Here is a 16,518-nt window from a genome sequence, read left to right as displayed (position 1 = left end):
TTTGGAGGACGACCCCATGATGCTGCCAAAGATACTTGCAACCTCAGGCCTTGCCGCTGTCTTGATGTCGGGACTGGCATTTGCAGACGGTCATGACGCCCTGCCTGCGGAAGTCAAAGCGCGCAACGGACTGATGAATAACTACGCTTTGAACTTGGGCATCTTGGGCAATATGGCCAAAGGCACGTCCGACTACGACGCAAATGTCGCCGCCCTCGCCGCCGCAAACCTCGCCGCATTTTCTGCCACGGATCAGTCACTGCTGTGGACTGCGAATACTGACACCATGTCGATCGACGGCACTCGTGCCTTGCCAAAAATCTGGGAAGATCGCGCTGATTTTGACGCCAAAGGCAACGATCTTGCGATGGCAGCCAAGGCCTTGGCCGACGTAGCGGGGACGGATCTCGCCGCACTTCAAGGTGCAATGGGTAGCATCGGCGGCGCCTGTGGTGCCTGCCACAAAGTCTACCGCGAGCCAAAATAAGCGATGAAAAAACGCGCAATAGCTGCCGTCGCCCTTCTGGGCGCAGGCTTTGCGTGGTGGATGACCGCGCCCAAATATTTGCCCCATTCGACGGAAACGGCATTGCTCACGGCGCCCGCCGACCCTGCCCATGGGGAACAGGTGTTTTGGGCTGCAGGATGCGCATCGTGCCATGTGGCCCCGGGTGCAGAGGAAACCGATACGCCCCTGCTGTCCGGTGGGATGAGCTTTCCCAGCGACTTCGGAACCTTCTACGCTCCAAACATATCGCCCAGCCCGCAAGGGTTAGAAGGCTGGACCCTGATCCAATTCAACAACGCGCTCCAAGCGGGCGTCAGCCCGGAGGGCAAGCACTATTACCCCGCCTTCCCCTACACGGCCTACGCCAAGGCCAGCCCTGCGGACATCGCGGCGCTCTATGCCTTCATGCAAACGCTGCCCAGCGACGCCACCCCGTCGCGCGCGCATGACGTAGGCTTCCCTTTCAATATCAGGCGCAGTTTGGGAGGCTGGAAGCTGTTGTTCGGCTCTCCCAAAGGGCCTGAGTTGGCAGCCGCGACCGACTCCGTTCAGCGCGGCCAGTATTTGGCAGAGGCGCTGGCTCATTGCACAGAGTGCCACACGGAGCGGAACGCACTGGGAGGTCTGAACACCGCGAACTGGCTGGGCGGGGCCGCGAACCCAAATGGCAAAGGGCGCATCCCGAATATCACGCCGGCCGCACTGGATTGGTCCGAAGTTGATTTGATGGCCTATTTCACCACAGGCCTAACCCCCGAATATGACAGCGCGGGCGGACACATGGCGTCAGTGGTGCAAAACCTTGCGCGCCTGCCCGAAGCAGACCGACAAGCCATTGTCGACTATTTGAAAGCCTTGCCCCCAGTCGCCAACCCTTAGCGGGTTGCGGCTCAGGCCTTGCCGAGTTTCGCCAGACGTGCCTCGCGCAGTTTGGCGAAGTCATCGCCTGCGTGGTAGCTGGATCGGGTCAAAGGCGTAGACGACACCATCAAGAAGCCCTTCCCGAACGCTGCTTTCTCGTAAGCTGCGAACTCTTCGGGTGTCACAAAGCGGTCAACGCGATGATGCTTCGGCGTTGGCTGGAGGTACTGACCGATGGTCAGAAAATCGATATCCGCCGCGCGCATATCTTCCATCACCTGCATGACCGATTGGCGATCCTCACCCAAGCCGACCATGATGCCGGATTTGGTGAACATCGTCGGGTCCAGCTCTTTTACGCGCTGCAAAAGGCGCAGCGAATGGAAGTAGCGCGCACCGGGCCGCACCTCGGGATAGAGCCCCGGAACGGTTTCAAGATTATGATTGAAGACGTCGGGTCGCGCTTCAACAACGACCTCCAACACTTTGGGATCGCAGCGAATAAAGTCAGGCGTCAATATCTCGATCGTCGTTCCCGGCGATTGGCGACGAATGGCGCGGATGGTTTGCGCGAAATGCTCCGCCCCGCCATCCTCAATGTCGTCCCGATCGACCGAGGTGACCACTACGTGGTTCAGACCCAGTTTTTTTACCGCATCCGCCACACGTCCCGGCTCGAACACGTCCAGATCTTCTGGCGGTTTACCTGTCGCGATGTTGCAGAAGGTGCAGGCCCGCGTGCACACCTCGCCCATAATCATCATGGTGGCATGGCCTTGGTTCCAGCACTCGCCGACATTTGGACAACCGGCCTCTTCGCACACCGTCGTCAGTTTATGCTCGCGCATAATCCTGTGGGTGTCCTTGTAGCCTTCACCCACGGGCGCTTTCACCCTGATCCAAGACGGTTTCTTGGGCTGGGCATTGTCTGGGCGTTTCGCCTTTTCCGGATGCCGTTGGCTTGGAATTTTCAGGTCGCGGGTCGCCATGAAATCGGTTCCTTTTGGGGTCGCGTAGCGTTTACGCCAAAAATTAGTTTAACGCTAAACGAAGTATTGTCGCAGGTCCACGTTACAAGGGGCGATCCTATCCCCGTCTGGTGGAAATGAAAACAGGGCGCGCAACCCTGTCGAACGCCCTGCCCCAAGCCCCAAACCAACCGAGGCGCGTCAGCCGATCATCGGGCTAACATGGCCATGGGCCTCTAGATAATGGCGGTGCAGGCGTTGCAGTGCGATCCTTAACACCACCTTGCCGGAACGCGCGGACCATCCCATGCGTTTCTCGGCCGTCTCCAACCCCTCCAGAAAGCAGCAGCAGCGCATGATGATATCGCTCAAACCGGGCCCCAGATCATCCAGCGCTGATAGCATTCGTGTGCGCGCGGCCTTTGGGCCTTCTGGCAAGTCGTCATCTGCAGCCAACGCCGCGCGGTCGCCAGAGGTCATAAACCGGTCCCAGTGTTGCGGCGCACTCATCCCAATCTGCGCAAGTTCGAAATCCTCTCGAAACCGCTCGCCAGCCTGCGCAAGCTCGGGGCTGAGAAACGAGCGTCCTTCCTTGTCACGCCGCCGCGCCAGCATCGCCAAGGGGCTTTCGGCCATGGTCGGACGGGACTGTCCCGCGCCGCGCCCGTCGGAGCCGTATGCCCAGCCAAGTTGCGGATCGCCAAGGGCCCGAGTGCTGTCCGGTCGCCCCTTGGCGCTGCGCTTGCGTTCCATATCTTCTGCCAGATACTGTTTCAGTGCGGCGCGCCCTGCCGAGGTGATGGTATAGCTCGCAACCCGCCCCATCCGCGCGCAGCTGATCCAATCCTTCAAAGCAAAGGCTTGCGCCACATCGCGCGACACAACCGCAGTGCGTGTCGGAGGGCCATCCTTGAACGAGCGCAATACCACGGCCTTGTCCATATCCGGGGCCAAGGCCAGCACCGCCCCGGTCTCACAAAGCCGTCGCAACACACGGCGCGCTTCACGGGCGAGCTGATCCTTGTCATCCGCAACTGCCGGCCCCGTAACAGGGTCAGCTTTACTGGCGTTGGAATAGGTTTCGGAATGGTTACGGAGGTGTGCGGTCATAATGTCTTGTCCTTCTGGAAAGTCGTGGGGGTCGCAGGTGTTCAAGGTGCAACTCAGACGATGAAGGGCTTCATCCACCAGCGGATCATCGCGCCGGTTCTCAAACCGGCGAACCTGACGTAATATGGTGGACGCGTGGCATCCCTCCCGACGCGCCAAGTCTCTTAAAGACAAACCTTTTTCTGTGTGGATCAGATACCGGCGAGCGGCTTTCGGTAGCCAGCTCGGCAACAGAGAATCTGGTGTTAACGCAGCAGCAGACAGCATGTAGAGCACCCCTTTGGTCTTGAGCGCAAAGGCGGCAAAAGCACCTCGGCAACGGGCACAACTTGAGGTTGCATTGCTTACGAGTTGGTTAACGAAAGCCCCATTTCCAGCGAACTGTTTCCAAATGGTAAACGATGGCGAGCGCAGCGTTCGGCGACCCGCGCACTGCGCAACAGCAGCGCACGCCGCTCTAGATTGAGGGTGAAAATTCTGCACCGGAGACCTGCCATGACCGACCTCACCGCTCAACTCACCGACCTACGCCGCCCGCGCCTCCTTGTGCGCGCGGCCCGTCACGGCGTTAGCACATACAGACGAAATCGCGATCTGCGCCGCATCACTGGTCAGTCACACAGCACGTCATCGCCACAAACCGTGGTTGAATCGCTGCTTCATCAAGAAGAGCAGTTGGAACAAATCCGTCAGGCCCATGATGGGACCTACAACGTTGGCAAACATGTCGAATTGCTTATCGCTCTGATGGCCGAAAGCCGGTGCTTGCCCGTAGAGACACGTTCAGTAGGCCGCCCCGGTTGGCGGCCCACTGTCGTTTGACGTCGCCTAGATGAAGGCGTCGGGCATGCTGTCTTTCTTTTCGCGCACATAGGCACGCAGTGCCTCATCAATGGCGGGATCAAGGTGCGGCTGCTGGTAGTCGTCCAGTTGTTTCTTCACGCGGGCCGCCGCCAAGGCAACGGTGTCCCGCTCGCCCTCGTCGGCCCACGTCTCGAACGGCTTGTAGTCGAAAAGGTTGGACCGCCAGAACGCGGTTTTAAAGTTATTCTGCGTATGCTCGCATCCCAGATAGTGCCCGCCAGGCCCCACTTCTCGAATGGCTCCCATAGCTTGCGCGTTTTCGTCAACGCTGACGCCTTTGGCAAAGTGATGCAACGCGCCCAGCTGATCGGCATCCATTACGAATTTCTCGAAGGACGAGACCAGACCGCCTTCAAGCCAGCCGCAGCCGTGCAGCATGAAGTTCACCCCGGAGAGAAGGCCCATATTCAGGCTGTTCGCTGTCTCGTATGCGGCCTGAGCGTCCGGCAGCTTTGATCCACAGAATGCACCCGCCGACCGATAGGGCAGCCCCATGCGGCGGGCCAGCTGCCCTGCTCCATAGGTGATGTGCGAGGCTTCGGGCGTGCCGAATGTCGGCGCACCGGAGTTCATGTCGATCGACGTCACAAACGCTCCAAAAATCACCGGCGCACCCTTGCGGACCAACTGGCTATAGGCCACGCCCGCCAGCACTTCTGCCAGCACCTGCGTTAGCGTGCCTGCAACAGAGACCGGTGCCATCGCACCGCCTACAATAAAGGGCGAGATGATGCAGGCCTGATTGGCGCGCGCATAGACTTCCAACGCCCCCATCATGATCGAGTCGAACGTCATCGGGGAGTTGATGTTGATCAGCGAGGTCATCACCGTGCGGTCGTTCAGGCCGCCGAACAGTATTTCGCACATGTCGACAGAATCTTGCGCCCGCGACGGCTCTGTGACCGATCCCATGAAGGGTTTGTCGCTCAGCGACATGTGGGCGTAGAGCATATCCAGATGGCGCTTGTTCACAGCCACATCAGTTGGCTCGCACACAGTGCCGCCCGAATGGTGAAGCCACTTGGACATGTACCCGAGCTTCACGAACTTGTTGAAGTCGTCCATTGTCGCGTAGCGTCGACCACCGTCCAAATCCCGAACAAAGGGCGGGCCATACACGGGCGCGATGACCAGGTTCTTACCGCCGATTTCCACCGAACGCTCGGGGTTGCGGGCCACTTGGGTAATGCTTGAGGGCGCAGTCTTGCACAGCTCGCGCGCCAGACCGCGCGGGATGCGCACGCGCTCCCCGTCGACTTCGGCCCCCGCCTCACGCCACAGGTCCAGCGCATATGGGTTGTCGACGAAGTTTACGCCAATTTCGGCCAGCACGGTCTCGGCGTTGGCCTCGATGATTTGCAGCGCCTCTTCGGTCAACACTTCGAAGTTGGGGATATTGCGCTCGATATATTTCGCGGTCTCGACCGAGACTGCAGTGCGCTCGGCACGGCGGGCGGCCCCGCCGCCTCCGCGGGCGCGTCTACGTGGTGCGGCTGTATCGGACATGGTCGGCTCCCCTCAAAACTCTTGAAGAGTGATTAGCCTACCGCGCGCAAAGCCGACGCCAGAAACCGTCCCTTACGGCGAAAAAGCGACATGGGAGAACAAATATGGTCGCGCGTGACACTTGAAGGGGCATTTCCGTCGCCTCAAGCCTCTTGCAACACGGCGCGGAGCCTCATAATCAGCGTGCATGACAGATCATCTCATCGACCCCGCCGCCACCCATGAAAAACTGCTGATCATCGACTTTGGATCGCAGGTCACTCAATTGATCGCGCGCCGTCTGCGCGAGTTGAATGTCTATTGCGAGATACACCCTTATCAAAAGGTAGATGACGCGTTTCTGGCGGAGTTTGCCCCCAAAGCTGTGATCTTCTCGGGCGGCCCTTGCTCGGTGATCGATGAAGGCTCCCCGCGGCCACCGGAAAGCGTTTACGACCTTGGTGTCCCGATCTTGGGAATTTGCTACGGTCAGCAGGTTATGATGCAGGGCTTGGGCGGCTTGGTGGAACGCGGACACGGGACGGCGGAATTCGGGCGCGCCTACGTAGTTCCCCATGGGGAACTTGAGCTGCTGAATGGCTGGTTCCAGACCGATAAAGAACAAGTGTGGATGAGCCACGGCGACCACGTATCGGAAATCGCACCGGGGTTTGAGGTGTATGGGACGTCCCCCAACGCGCCGTTCGCGATCACGGCAGACGTAAAGCGCCGCTTCTACGCGGTGCAATTCCACCCTGAAGTTCACCACACACCGAACGGTGCGAAGCTTTATGAAAACTTCGTGCGCATGGCGGGGTTCACCGGTGACTGGACAATGGGTGCTTATCGCGAGCAGGCCATCGCCGCCATCCGTGAGCAGGTTGGCGACAGCCATGTCATTTGCGGCCTCTCCGGCGGCGTTGATTCTTCGGTGGCAGCAGTGCTGATCCACGAAGCGATTGGCGACCAGTTGACCTGCGTGTTCGTGGATCACGGTTTGCTGCGCAAGGGTGAGGCTGAAGAGGTCGTCACCATGTTCCGCGATCACTACAACATGAAGCTGATCCATGCGGATGAGCAGGACCTATTCTTGGGAGAGTTGGACGGCCAGTCCGATCCGGAGACCAAGCGCAAAATCATCGGCAAGCTGTTCATTGATGTGTTCCAGAAATACGCCAATGAAATCGACGGCGCGAAGTTCCTCGCCCAAGGCACACTTTACCCAGATGTGATTGAAAGTGTTAGCTTTTCTGGCGGACCATCGGTGACCATCAAGTCACACCACAATGTGGGCGGCCTGCCTGAAAAGATGGGACTGAAGCTGGTGGAGCCGTTGCGCGAATTGTTCAAGGACGAGGTGCGCGCGCTAGGGACCGAACTGGGTCTTCCGAAATCGTTCATCGGTCGCCACCCCTTCCCCGGACCGGGCCTTGCCATCCGCTGCCCTGGCGAGATCACCCGCGCCAAGCTCGACATTCTGCGCGAAGCGGATGCCGTGTATATCGACCAGATCCGCAAGCACGGGCTGTATGACGAAATCTGGCAAGCGTTCGTTGCTATCCTGCCGGTGCGGACGGTCGGTGTGATGGGCGACGGTCGCACCTATGACTACGCATGTGCCCTGCGCGCGGTGACCTCTGTTGACGGGATGACGGCGGATTACTACCCGTTCTCTCACGAGTTCTTGGGTGAGACCGCGACACGCATCATCAACGAAGTGCCGGGCATCAACCGCGTGACGTATGACATCACTTCGAAGCCGCCGGGCACGATCGAGTGGGAATAAGCTAGGACGCTTTCGCAGCCTCTACCGCACGCGTGAAGCGTTCGATCGGCAATGATCGATCCGTATTGGGTTGGACGGCCCCGAACTCCGCCGGCGTCTGCAATGTGATCCCCAGTGCACTGGCCGCGAGGCTGATCGTGCCGAACCCAGTCAGTTCCGGCATAGCGGCGGGGCGAATTTCGCGCCCTGTCACATCGGCCAAAAACTGGACGAAATACGGGTTCTTGCTCATCCCGCCATCTATCGGCAGCGCCCCGTTAAGAGGGATGCATGCGTTCATAGCCTCGACGACCTCCGCCGCGCGAAGGGCAACCCCTTCAAGAATGGACTGCACCAAATCACGCGGACCGTGGTCAATAGACAACCCCGCCCAAAGCCCACGCGCTTTCGGGTCCCAATGCGGGCAGCCAAGCCCAGCCAAGGCCGGAACAAAGACGAGTCCTGCTTCAAGTGCGCTGGCAAGTGAAAACGCGTTGATCTCATTGAAATCGTGAAACAAACCCAATGCCTTCGCCCAGTTTAGCGCCGCACTCGCGGTGTAGACGCCACCGTCCAAAGCAAAGACGGGATCCTGCCCTTCAAGCTGCCACGCGAGCGTCGGGAGCAGGCCCAAGCTCGGTTTGTAGACGATCTCCGTCCCCGTGACCATCAACGCAAACGCCCCTGTGCCAAAGGTTATTTTAGCATCCCCCTTGGCGCGGCAACCGAACCCGTATAGCGCGGCTTGCTGGTCCACGACACTGGCGGTCACCTGCACCTCGCCTTGTTCTGTGGAGACTGCCCCGAAGGTGCCCGTGGTCGATACGATTTGAGGCAAGCATTCAATCGGAACGCCGAACAGGTCACACAGGGTTTGATCCCACTCCTGCCGCTCCAAGTTCATCAGGGACGTGCGGCTAGCTGTCGTAACATCTGTGACGCCAAGCCCTGTCAGCCTGTCCAGAAAGAAAGCGTCGGTGGTGCCCAGCCGCAAGGTACCGCGCTTGTGCGCCTGTTGCGCGGCATCGGAGTTTTCGACAATCCAGCCCAGCTTGCTGGCGGAAAAATAGGGATCCAGCGGCAGTTTGGCGCGGGCGAGTGTTTCAGCTTCCGCGCCGTGAGCCTTCATCGCAGTAATCCGGTTGATCGTGCGGTTGTCTTGCCAAACCAAAACCGGCGTCAACGCTTCTTTGGTTTCAGCATCCCACGCGAGGCAACTTTCGCCTTGATTGTCGATGCCAAGCGCATCGACCGCCCCGACAGCCGCGATGCAGTCTTTAATGTTGGAGATCAGCTCTTCAGGGTCATGTTCGACCCACCCTTCTTGCGGATAAAACTGGCGATGCTCTACGGAATGCGCAATCCGGAGCGCCCCTGCCTCGTCAAGGATCAGCGCGCGGGTGCTGGTCGTGCCTTGGTCAATGCCCGCAAATCTCATGTTGCCTTTCCTTCGCCTTCTTGCGCGTGCTGTCAGGTCTGTCTTGCACCAAGGCAGTCGCATTTACGCTGCCTGTCAAGCACGCGTCGGGCAGCGGCTTGAGTGCAATCTGTCATTCAGGGCGTAAATTCTGCGCAAAGTTAAAGAATTACAGCTTTGTTTTTAGGCCGCTTTTGATGATTTTTGACCATTCGGTCACGGATTTGTTTACAAGTGAAGGCAGCTTGATACAGTTAACGCAGGTTACTTTTGGGGGAGTAGCACGTGTTTGACTGGCAAGCTGCAATGCAAGATGAAGACAGAAAGGCGGCGATCCATGATCGGCGCTGATGCACGCCCCGAGGCATCATAGCCGGATGGGGACTCCATGTTGAAATTCGCAGCGACCTACGTCCGCGTGGTGGACCGAGTGAACTACGTGCTTGGCCGGATTATGATGTACAGCCTGTTCGCGATGATAGCGATTCTGCTGTGGTCGACAATTTCAAAACAGATGTTCGTGGTTCCGTCCTTTTGGACGCTGGAAATGGCCCAGTTCGCGTTGGTTGCTTACTATCTCGTTGGCGGCCCCTACTCGATCCAGATGGGCTCGAACGTGCGGATGGATTTGTTTTACGGCGAATGGACCGACCGCAAGAAGGCATGGGTCGACAGCTTCACGGTGCTTTTGCTGATCTTCTATCTTGGCGTGCTGCTCTATGGCGGCATCGATTCTACCCGCTATTCGCTGGAATACGGCGAACGTGCTCCGACCCTTTGGCGTCCGTTTCTGTGGCCTGTCAAAATGGTCATGTGCTTCGGCATTTTCATGATGTTGCTCCAAGCTGTGTCCGAGCTGATCAAAGACATCGCAAAACTCCGCGAGGTCGAGATTTAATGTCCTATGAACTCATCGCCATTTTAATGTTCTCGTCGATGATGCTGATGCTAATGACGGGGCAGCGGGTGTTCGGCGCCATCGGGGGCATCGCCTCCATCGCGGCACTTACACTTTGGGGCACCGGCGGGTCGGACATCCCGTTCTCGGCCGCGATGAAGGTGATGAAATGGTATCCGATGCTGACCCTGCCAATGTTCATCTTCATGGGCTACGTGCTGTCCGAAAGCCGTCTTGCGGATGACCTTTATAAGATGTTCCACGTCTGGATGGGCCCGATCAATGGCGGGCTGGCCATCGGGACGATCGGGCTGATGGTGCTGATCTCGGCCATGAACGGACTGTCAGTCGCGGGTATGGCCATCGGGGCAACCATTGCGCTGCCGGAACTCCTTAAACGCGGGTATGACAAGCGAATGGTGACCGGCGTGGTGCAGGCCGGATCATCATTGGGAATATTGGTGCCGCCCTCGGTCGTTTTGGTACTTTATGCGATGATTGCGCGCCAACCTGTGGGCCAGCTTTGGCTCGCGGGCATCTTCCCCGGTCTGATGATGGCTGGCCTGTTTATCCTCTACATCTATATACGCTGCCGCATCCAGCCTGAGTTGGGGCCAGCCCTAAGCGACGAAGACGTCAACAGCGTCCCGCGGGCCGAAAAAATCCGACTTCTGGGTGCAGGGCTGCTGCCTTTGGGCATCTTCGCTTCCATGATGGTGCCTTTTCTTAACGGCTGGACGAGTCTTGTGGAAAGCTCCGCGATTGGGGCGTTGGCGGCGTTCATCGCGGCGGTGCTGAAAGGCCGGATGACGCGCGAGGTATTCGAAACTTCGACACGCATGACACTCGCCATTTCATGCATGTTCATGTGGATCGTTCTGGCCGCTTTGGGATTTGGCGCGGTGTTTGACGGGTTGGGAGCGGTGAAAGCGATCGAGAATCTGTTTACCGAGCAACTGGGGCTCGACCCTTGGGTGATCCTGATCCTTATGCAGTTGTCCTTCCTGCTGATGGGCACGTTCCTTGACGACACCGCGATGCTGGTGATTGTCGCCCCGCTTTATGTGCCTTTGGTTAAACTGCTGGGGTTCGATCTAATTTGGTACGGGGTGCTCTATACGATCACCACGCAGATTGCCTATATGACGCCGCCCTTCGGCTACAACCTGTTCTTGATGCGCGCGATGGCCCCTCCCGAGATCGGGATCAAGGACATCTACGCGTCAATTATCCCATTCGTGCTGGTCATGCTGCTGGCCCTCATCTTGATCATGGTGTTCCCGCAGATTGCCATGTGGCTCCCCAACTACGTTTACGGAAAATAACAAACGCATTTCGAGAGGCAGTCCCTTTTAACAAACGACCCCTGAGCAAGGTCAAACAAGGAGAAGACTATGACTTCCAGACGTAAGTTCCTGACAACGGCGACTATGGGTGGCGCTGCTGCTCTGGCCGCCCCAAGCGTGGTCAAAGCGCAGGCGCCCATCAAATGGCGGCTACAAACCTACTCCGGCGCGCCGCTGGGGGCGCATGTGATCAAACCACAGATCGAAGCGTTCAACATCGCCGCGAATGGCGAGATGGAGATCGAGTTGTTCTACGCTGACCAACTGGTTCCCACCGGCGAGCTGTTCCGCGCGCTGCAAAACGGCACGCTTGATGCGGTGCAGTCGGATGACGCGACCATGGCCTCGCCTGCTGATATTTCCGACTTTGGCGGCTACTTCCCCTTCTCGTCGCGCTACAGCCTTGATCTTCCAGTGCTGTTCAACCGCTACGGGTTGAATGAGATCTGGCAAGAGGCCTATGACGACATCGAGGGCGTGGAGTGGCTGGGGGCCGGTGCTTGGGATCCGCTGCATATCTTCACCACCAACAAGAAGATCGAGAAGCTGGAAGACATGGCCGGCCTTCGCGTGTTCGGCGTGCCAACGGCTGGTCGCTTCCTGTCGCGCTACGGCATGATCCCCGTCACCGTGCCGTGGGAAGATGTGGAAGTTGCGCTGCAAACCGGCGAGCTGGACGGCGTTGCATGGTGCGGCTTTACCGAAGCTTACGAGGTCGGTTGGGCCGACATTTGCAAATACGCGCTTCTGAACAACGTGACGGGCGCGTGGTGCGGCTCGTATTTCGCGAACAGCGACAGCTGGGCCAAGGTGCCACCACACCTGCAAGAGCTGTTCAAGATGTCGATGGATCAATCGCACTATTATCGCCAAGTCTGGTATTGGGGCGGCGAGGCAGATCTGCGCGTCAACGGCGACAAGCTGGAACTGACCACCATCCCAGCCGAGGAATGGGATACCGTTGTCGGCGACGCCGCAGGGTTCTGGGACGAGTTGGCATCGCGTAACGAACGCTCTGCCCGCGTCATCGAGATCTTCAAGAAATATCGCGACACGATGGAAAAAGCCGGCGTTCCTTACCGCTATTCCTAGGCTGATCCTTGGGCGGGCTGCGCTGGTGGCCCGCCTGTTCAGCTGAGCGTTGCGCATTTCATCTTGACCATTGCCTGTGAAGCGGGTCTTCAAGCGGAATGACCGCTTCACCCGCCTCTAACATGCCGTTGGCCGCCCTCTGGATGGCCGGAGCGATCCTGTCGTTTTCCGCGATGGCAGTGGCCGGACGGGCTGTCAGTATCGAGCTGGATACGTTCGAGCTGATGACCTACCGCTCCTTCATCTCGGTGTTGTTGGTTCTAGGGATTGGCGCCGCTGCCGGGACGCTGGGCCAGATCAGCACGCGCGATTTTGGCCTGCATAGCATTAGAAACCTGTCGCATTTCACCGGGCAAAACCTTTGGTTTGCAGCCATTTCGATGATACCGCTGGCTCAGGTCGTAGCGCTTGAATTCACCTCCCCAATTTGGGTTGCGTTGCTGGCCCCGCTGTTTCTTGGGGAGCGGCTCACGAGGCTTCGAATTTTCGTCGCCATCGTCGGTTTCTTTGGGATTCTGGTCGTGGCACGGCCCGATCTAAGCAACATTGAGCTAGGCTCGGCATTTGCGGCAGCGTCCGCGATTGGCTTTGCGGGGTCGGCGATCGCGACGAAACGGCTAACGCGGCACCATTCGATCACTTGCATCTTGTTCTGGCTCGCGTTGATGCAGCTTTGCTTTGGGCTCATCACGGCGGGCTGGGATGGCAACGTCGCATGGCCGTCAGTGGCTGTTATGCCTTGGGTTGTGATGGTTGCGTGCTCGGGCCTAGGGGCGCATTTCTGTCTGACTACAGCGCTGAGACACGCGCCGGCAGTGGTTGTGATGCCGATGGATTTCGCCCGACTGCCCTTGGTAGCCTTGCTTGGAGTTCTCTTATTTCAAGAAGCGCTCGATCTTTGGGTCTTTGTCGGTGCGGCCATCATTTTTGGCGCGAATTACCTGAACATCGCGGCCGAGGCACGCCGGAACAGAGCGCTGACCTAGGGTAAATTGTGCGCTTTTCGCCACGACTTACGGCCCATTCGGTAAATTCTTTCACCAAAATAGCCGTGACGCTGGGTCACAAATTGACGCAGGCGGAAACTCGCCCCTAGGGTGGATCAAAGTCACATTCAAGTGTTTCGGGGAGGAAACCATGAAGAAATTCGTTAGCGCCGCTGCAATGCTGGCCGCAACAACATCCCTTGCATCCGCAGGCGGCATCGACCGTTCTGGTCAGGGCATCGGACTGATCTTCGAACAGGGTAACTATGCAGAGCTGTCATACGGTAGCGTCTCGCCAAGCGTGTCCGGCACCGCGACCGCCGGTTTCGGTGGTGCTGCATCCGGTGACATGGCCCCGAACTACACCCTTTTGGGTCTTGGCTATAAATACGAGTTCAATGACAAGCTTTCCTTCTCGCTGATCTATGACCAGCCTTTCGGCGCTGATGTCGCCTACCCTGCTGCGACCGCGATTCCTGCGTATTTCGCGCAAACTGCGACAGCGACGCTGGAAGCCACAGCGTTGACCGGTTTGGTGCGCTACAAGTTTGACGATAACTGGTCGGTTCATGGCGGTATCCGCTACCAGTCACTTGAAGCCGTGGCATCAATCCCGTTCGTTGCTGGCTACACTGCTTCGGCTGCGAAAGACTACGGCGTCGGTTATGTCCTTGGTGCGGCTTACGAACGCCCGGACATCGCACTGCGCGTCGCTCTGACATACTCCTCGGAAATCTCGCACGCACTTTCGACTGTAGAAGCTGGTCCCTTGGCGCTTACGAGCACGACTAATGTGGACACACCTCAGTCACTCAACTTGGATTTTCAAACGGGGATCGCTGCCGACACGTTGCTGTTCGGCTCCATTCGCTGGGTTGACTGGAGCGACTTCCGCATTGCTCCAACAGGCTACGGACTTGCGACAGCCGGCAGCGCACTCGTGTCCTACGCGGATGACGTAATCACCTACAACATCGGTGTCGGTCGTCGCTTTAACGAGAACTGGTCCGGCGCGGTTTCGCTCGGCTATGAAAAATCCAACGGCGGGTTCTCCTCCAACCTTGGCCCAACTGACGGCAACATCAGCATTGGCCTTGGTGGCACTTACACCAACGGCGGCGTCAAAGTCACTGGCGGCGTTCGCTACATCAAAATCGGCAACGCACAGACCACTTTGGGTGGCGGTGCTGCGGCCTCCAACTTCACTGACAACAAAGCAATCGCTGTTGGCATCAAAGTCGGCTACAGCTACTAAGCTTTTCCCAAGATAAAGCTTTTCAGCGCCCGGCCCTCATCGGCCGGGCGCTTTTCGTTTAACCGCAATAATCGGGTCGCGAATGGTAGCGGAGTTCGGTTACTGGTCGGCATGAGACTTGCTCAAAAATCGATGTCTACCCGCGCCTGGAGCGAATTGGGATTGCTGGCCCTGATCTGGGGCGGCTCTTTCCTGTCGATCCGTCTCGCATTGAACGAGATACCGGTCTTCACTGTCGTCGCGCATCGCGTGTTCTGGGCAATGCTTGTTTTATGGGGCTACATCCTGATCCGCCGCCTACCCTTGCCGCGTACGCCCGCAGTGTGGGCGGCCTTTCTGGTGATGGGACTGCTGAACAACGTCATTCCGTTTTCCCTGATGGCTTGGGGGCAATTACATATCGAGACCGGGCTGACCTCGATCCTGAACTCGACAACCGCGATCTTTGGAGTTGTCGTCGCCTCAGTCGCGTTCGCCGATGAGAAGCTGACAGTGAACCGTGTTATTGGTGTCGTGCTTGGGTTTCTTGGCGTTTCCACGGCGATTGGGCTGGAGAACCTGATGCAATTCAACATTCGCTCCACCGCGCAAATTGCTGTTTTAGCTGGAACTTTATCATATGCACTGGCCGGAGTCTGGGCACGTAGGATGCTTGCGGGGCTTTCCCCACAAGTGGCGTCCGCGGGGATGCTGACCGGCGCCGCATTGGTGATGGTGCCGCTTGCCTTGATCATCGACGGGGCGCCGTCATTTGACCTGAGCCTCACGGCATGGAGTGCGATCACGTATTATGCCGTCATCGCCACGGCCTGCGCCTATTTGCTGTACTACCGGATCCTGTCGATGGCAGGCAGCGGCAATCTAATGATCTGCACGCTCCTGATGGCCCCCGTCGCAATCGTTCTGGGCGCACTCGTATTGGGCGAGGACCTTGCCCCACGTGCCTATGTTGGGTTCGGCTTACTGGCCCTTGGATTGTTGGTGTTGGATGGTCGCATCTTGGGGATTTTGCGCAAAGCCCCCTAGCAAGCCGGCGCTGGCCCCGCTACCAATTTGCACGGGGCAAAGGAGCGACGTCCATGATCTACAAATCCGCGCAGGACTGGCAGCAAGCCGAAGCGAAGAAAGTGCTGTTCTTTGGCATGTCAGGCCTTGGAAAAACGCATGTGTCCAACATGTTACGCGCCACAGGTGACTGGTTCCACTACAGTGCTGATTACCGGATCGGCACGCGCTATATGGGTGAGTATATCACCGACAACTTCAAACGCCGCGCCATGCAGGACCCGTTTCTGGCCGAGCTTCTGCGGTCAGACAGCATCTATATCGCGTCGAACCTGACCTTTGACGACCTGTCGCCGCTGTCCACCTATCTAGGCAAACCCGGAAATCCGGCCTTGGGCGGCCTCAGTTTCGTAGAATACCAAAAACGCCAAGCGCAACACCACCGCGCAGAGGTGGCAGCACTTTATGACACGGCCCATTTCATTGAACGCGCGAAGGATCTGTATGGCTACAGCAATTTCGTGTGCGACAGCGGTGGCTCGACCTGCGAGGTGGTGGACCCGTTCAATGCTGCAGACCCATTGCTGACCGAACTGGCGAAGAACCACCTTATGGTCTGGATTGAAGGCTCTGCTGATCACGAGGCGGAACTGGTGCGCCGTTTTAAGCGCGCGCCAAAGCCGATGTGCTACCGCCCCGAGTTCCTGCAAGAGCTCTGGTCCGAGTATCTGGACACCCATAAGTGCGCCGAGGAAGAGGTCGACCCGAATGCCTTCATGACCTTCACCTATGCGCGGGCCATCTCACAGAGGGAGCCACGTTACCGTGCCATGGCGGATAATTACGGGATCAAGGTGTCTCATACGGATCTGGGCAAGGTGACGACGCCTGAAGGTCTCGACGAGTTGATCGCCGCCACCCTTGGCAACGCCAACTAACGAACCTAGTTAAACAATCC

Annotated in this window: 14 protein-coding genes and 1 pseudogene; 11 read left to right on the top strand and 4 right to left on the bottom strand. The window is 58.2% G+C overall.

All coding sequences use genetic code 11. The annotated features are described in order from the left end of the window. Positions 1–16: 16 nt before the first annotated feature. Entirely contained in the window at positions 17–487 is a 471-nt protein-coding gene (locus BM352_RS11630) for a c-type cytochrome (protein ID WP_090216959.1), read from the top strand. A gap of 3 nt (positions 488–490) precedes the next feature. Next, entirely contained in the window at positions 491–1,387 is an 897-nt protein-coding gene (locus BM352_RS11625; protein WP_090216956.1) for a c-type cytochrome, read from the top strand. 11 nt (positions 1,388–1,398) lie between these two features. Here the strand turns inward: BM352_RS11625 and lipA are convergent. Continuing rightward, positions 1,399–2,364 (bottom strand): annotated as a pseudogene (gene lipA / locus BM352_RS11620) (lipoyl synthase); the annotation flags it as partial. 174 nt (positions 2,365–2,538) lie between these two features. Then, positions 2,539–3,447 carry a DUF6456 domain-containing protein gene (locus BM352_RS11615; protein ID WP_342713603.1) on the bottom strand — a complete coding sequence of 303 codons (909 nt, stop codon included), beginning with the start codon at positions 3,445–3,447 and terminating at the stop codon, positions 2,539–2,541. A 495-nt stretch (positions 3,448–3,942) separates the two neighbouring features. On the opposite strand from BM352_RS11615, the gene BM352_RS11610 reads away from it, so the two are divergent. Further along, positions 3,943–4,269, top strand: a complete 327-nt coding sequence (locus BM352_RS11610) for a DUF6477 family protein (protein WP_090216949.1) — start codon at positions 3,943–3,945, stop codon at positions 4,267–4,269. A 6-nt stretch (positions 4,270–4,275) separates the two neighbouring features. Here the strand turns inward: BM352_RS11610 and BM352_RS11605 are convergent, their stop codons facing one another. Further along, the gene (locus BM352_RS11605; protein ID WP_090216947.1) at positions 4,276–5,817 is read right to left on the bottom strand and encodes a trimethylamine methyltransferase family protein; all 1,542 of its coding nucleotides are present in this window, start codon (positions 5,815–5,817) and stop codon (positions 4,276–4,278) included. Positions 5,818–6,004: 187 nt separating this feature from the next. Here BM352_RS11605 and guaA point away from each other — a divergent pair, with 187 nt between their 5' ends. Further along, a complete protein-coding gene (gene guaA, locus BM352_RS11600) occupies positions 6,005–7,582 on the top strand; it encodes a glutamine-hydrolyzing GMP synthase (RefSeq protein ID WP_090216944.1) in 1,578 nt (525 codons plus the stop codon). A gap of 1 nt (position 7,583) precedes the next feature. Here the strand turns inward: guaA and BM352_RS11595 are convergent, their stop codons facing one another. Beyond that, positions 7,584–8,999: an FGGY family carbohydrate kinase gene (locus BM352_RS11595; RefSeq protein ID WP_090216942.1), complete on the bottom strand. Its 1,416-nt coding sequence runs from the start codon at positions 8,997–8,999 to the stop codon at positions 7,584–7,586. Positions 9,000–9,366: 367 nt separating this feature from the next. On the opposite strand from BM352_RS11595, the gene BM352_RS11590 reads away from it, so the two are divergent. The 7 genes from BM352_RS11590 (at position 9,367) to BM352_RS11560 (ending at position 16,498) form a co-directional block, all read left to right on the top strand. Further along, positions 9,367–9,876 (top strand): TRAP transporter small permease subunit, encoded by a 510-nt coding sequence (locus tag BM352_RS11590; protein ID WP_090216939.1) that lies wholly within the window; start codon positions 9,367–9,369, stop codon positions 9,874–9,876. Further along, positions 9,876–11,201, top strand: a complete 1,326-nt coding sequence (locus BM352_RS11585; protein ID WP_090216937.1) for a TRAP transporter large permease — start codon at positions 9,876–9,878, stop codon at positions 11,199–11,201. The genes BM352_RS11590 and BM352_RS11585 overlap by 1 nt, the downstream gene beginning before the upstream one ends. 69 nt (positions 11,202–11,270) lie before the next feature. After that, a complete protein-coding gene (locus BM352_RS11580) occupies positions 11,271–12,314 on the top strand; it encodes a twin-arginine translocation signal domain-containing protein (protein WP_090216934.1) in 1,044 nt (347 codons plus the stop codon). A gap of 98 nt (positions 12,315–12,412) precedes the next feature. Next, entirely contained in the window at positions 12,413–13,300 is an 888-nt protein-coding gene (locus BM352_RS11575) for a DMT family transporter (RefSeq protein ID WP_175500667.1), read from the top strand. Positions 13,301–13,451: 151 nt separating this feature from the next. Then, positions 13,452–14,555, top strand: coding sequence for an OmpP1/FadL family transporter (locus BM352_RS11570; protein ID WP_090216929.1), 1,104 nt, complete (start codon positions 13,452–13,454; stop codon positions 14,553–14,555). A 132-nt stretch (positions 14,556–14,687) separates the two neighbouring features. After that, a complete protein-coding gene (locus BM352_RS11565) occupies positions 14,688–15,581 on the top strand; it encodes a DMT family transporter (protein ID WP_245780977.1) in 894 nt (297 codons plus the stop codon). A 53-nt stretch (positions 15,582–15,634) separates the two neighbouring features. After that, entirely contained in the window at positions 15,635–16,498 is an 864-nt protein-coding gene (locus BM352_RS11560; RefSeq protein WP_090216924.1) for an ATPase, read from the top strand. Positions 16,499–16,518: the final 20 nt, after the last annotated feature.

It is taken from the genome of Litoreibacter janthinus (assembly GCF_900111945.1).
Classification (GTDB): domain Bacteria; phylum Pseudomonadota; class Alphaproteobacteria; order Rhodobacterales; family Rhodobacteraceae; genus Litoreibacter; species Litoreibacter janthinus.
The sequence above is the reverse complement of the archived record's forward strand: the minus strand, read 5'-3'. Positions and strand labels throughout refer to the sequence as shown.

Excerpts from the sequence above, each read along its gene's own strand:
- BM352_RS11630 (WP_090216959.1), top strand. The coding sequence starts at position 17 with ATGATGCTGCCAAAGATACTTGCAACCTCAGGCCTTGCCGCTGTCTTG.
- BM352_RS11625 (WP_090216956.1), top strand. The coding sequence starts at position 491 with ATGAAAAAACGCGCAATAGCTGCCGTCGCCCTTCTGGGCGCAGGCTTT.
- BM352_RS11615 (WP_342713603.1), bottom strand. The coding sequence starts at position 3,447 with ATGACCGCACACCTCCGTAACCATTCCGAAACCTATTCCAACGCCAGT.
- BM352_RS11610 (WP_090216949.1), top strand. The coding sequence starts at position 3,943 with ATGACCGACCTCACCGCTCAACTCACCGACCTACGCCGCCCGCGCCTC.
- BM352_RS11605 (WP_090216947.1), bottom strand. The coding sequence starts at position 5,817 with ATGTCCGATACAGCCGCACCACGTAGACGCGCCCGCGGAGGCGGCGGG.
- guaA (WP_090216944.1), top strand. The coding sequence starts at position 6,005 with ATGACAGATCATCTCATCGACCCCGCCGCCACCCATGAAAAACTGCTG.
- BM352_RS11595 (WP_090216942.1), bottom strand. The coding sequence starts at position 8,999 with ATGAGATTTGCGGGCATTGACCAAGGCACGACCAGCACCCGCGCGCTG.
- BM352_RS11590 (WP_090216939.1), top strand. The coding sequence starts at position 9,367 with ATGTTGAAATTCGCAGCGACCTACGTCCGCGTGGTGGACCGAGTGAAC.
- BM352_RS11585 (WP_090216937.1), top strand. The coding sequence starts at position 9,876 with ATGTCCTATGAACTCATCGCCATTTTAATGTTCTCGTCGATGATGCTG.
- BM352_RS11580 (WP_090216934.1), top strand. The coding sequence starts at position 11,271 with ATGACTTCCAGACGTAAGTTCCTGACAACGGCGACTATGGGTGGCGCT.
- BM352_RS11575 (WP_175500667.1), top strand. The coding sequence starts at position 12,413 with ATGACCGCTTCACCCGCCTCTAACATGCCGTTGGCCGCCCTCTGGATG.
- BM352_RS11570 (WP_090216929.1), top strand. The coding sequence starts at position 13,452 with ATGAAGAAATTCGTTAGCGCCGCTGCAATGCTGGCCGCAACAACATCC.
- BM352_RS11565 (WP_245780977.1), top strand. The coding sequence starts at position 14,688 with ATGTCTACCCGCGCCTGGAGCGAATTGGGATTGCTGGCCCTGATCTGG.
- BM352_RS11560 (WP_090216924.1), top strand. The coding sequence starts at position 15,635 with ATGATCTACAAATCCGCGCAGGACTGGCAGCAAGCCGAAGCGAAGAAA.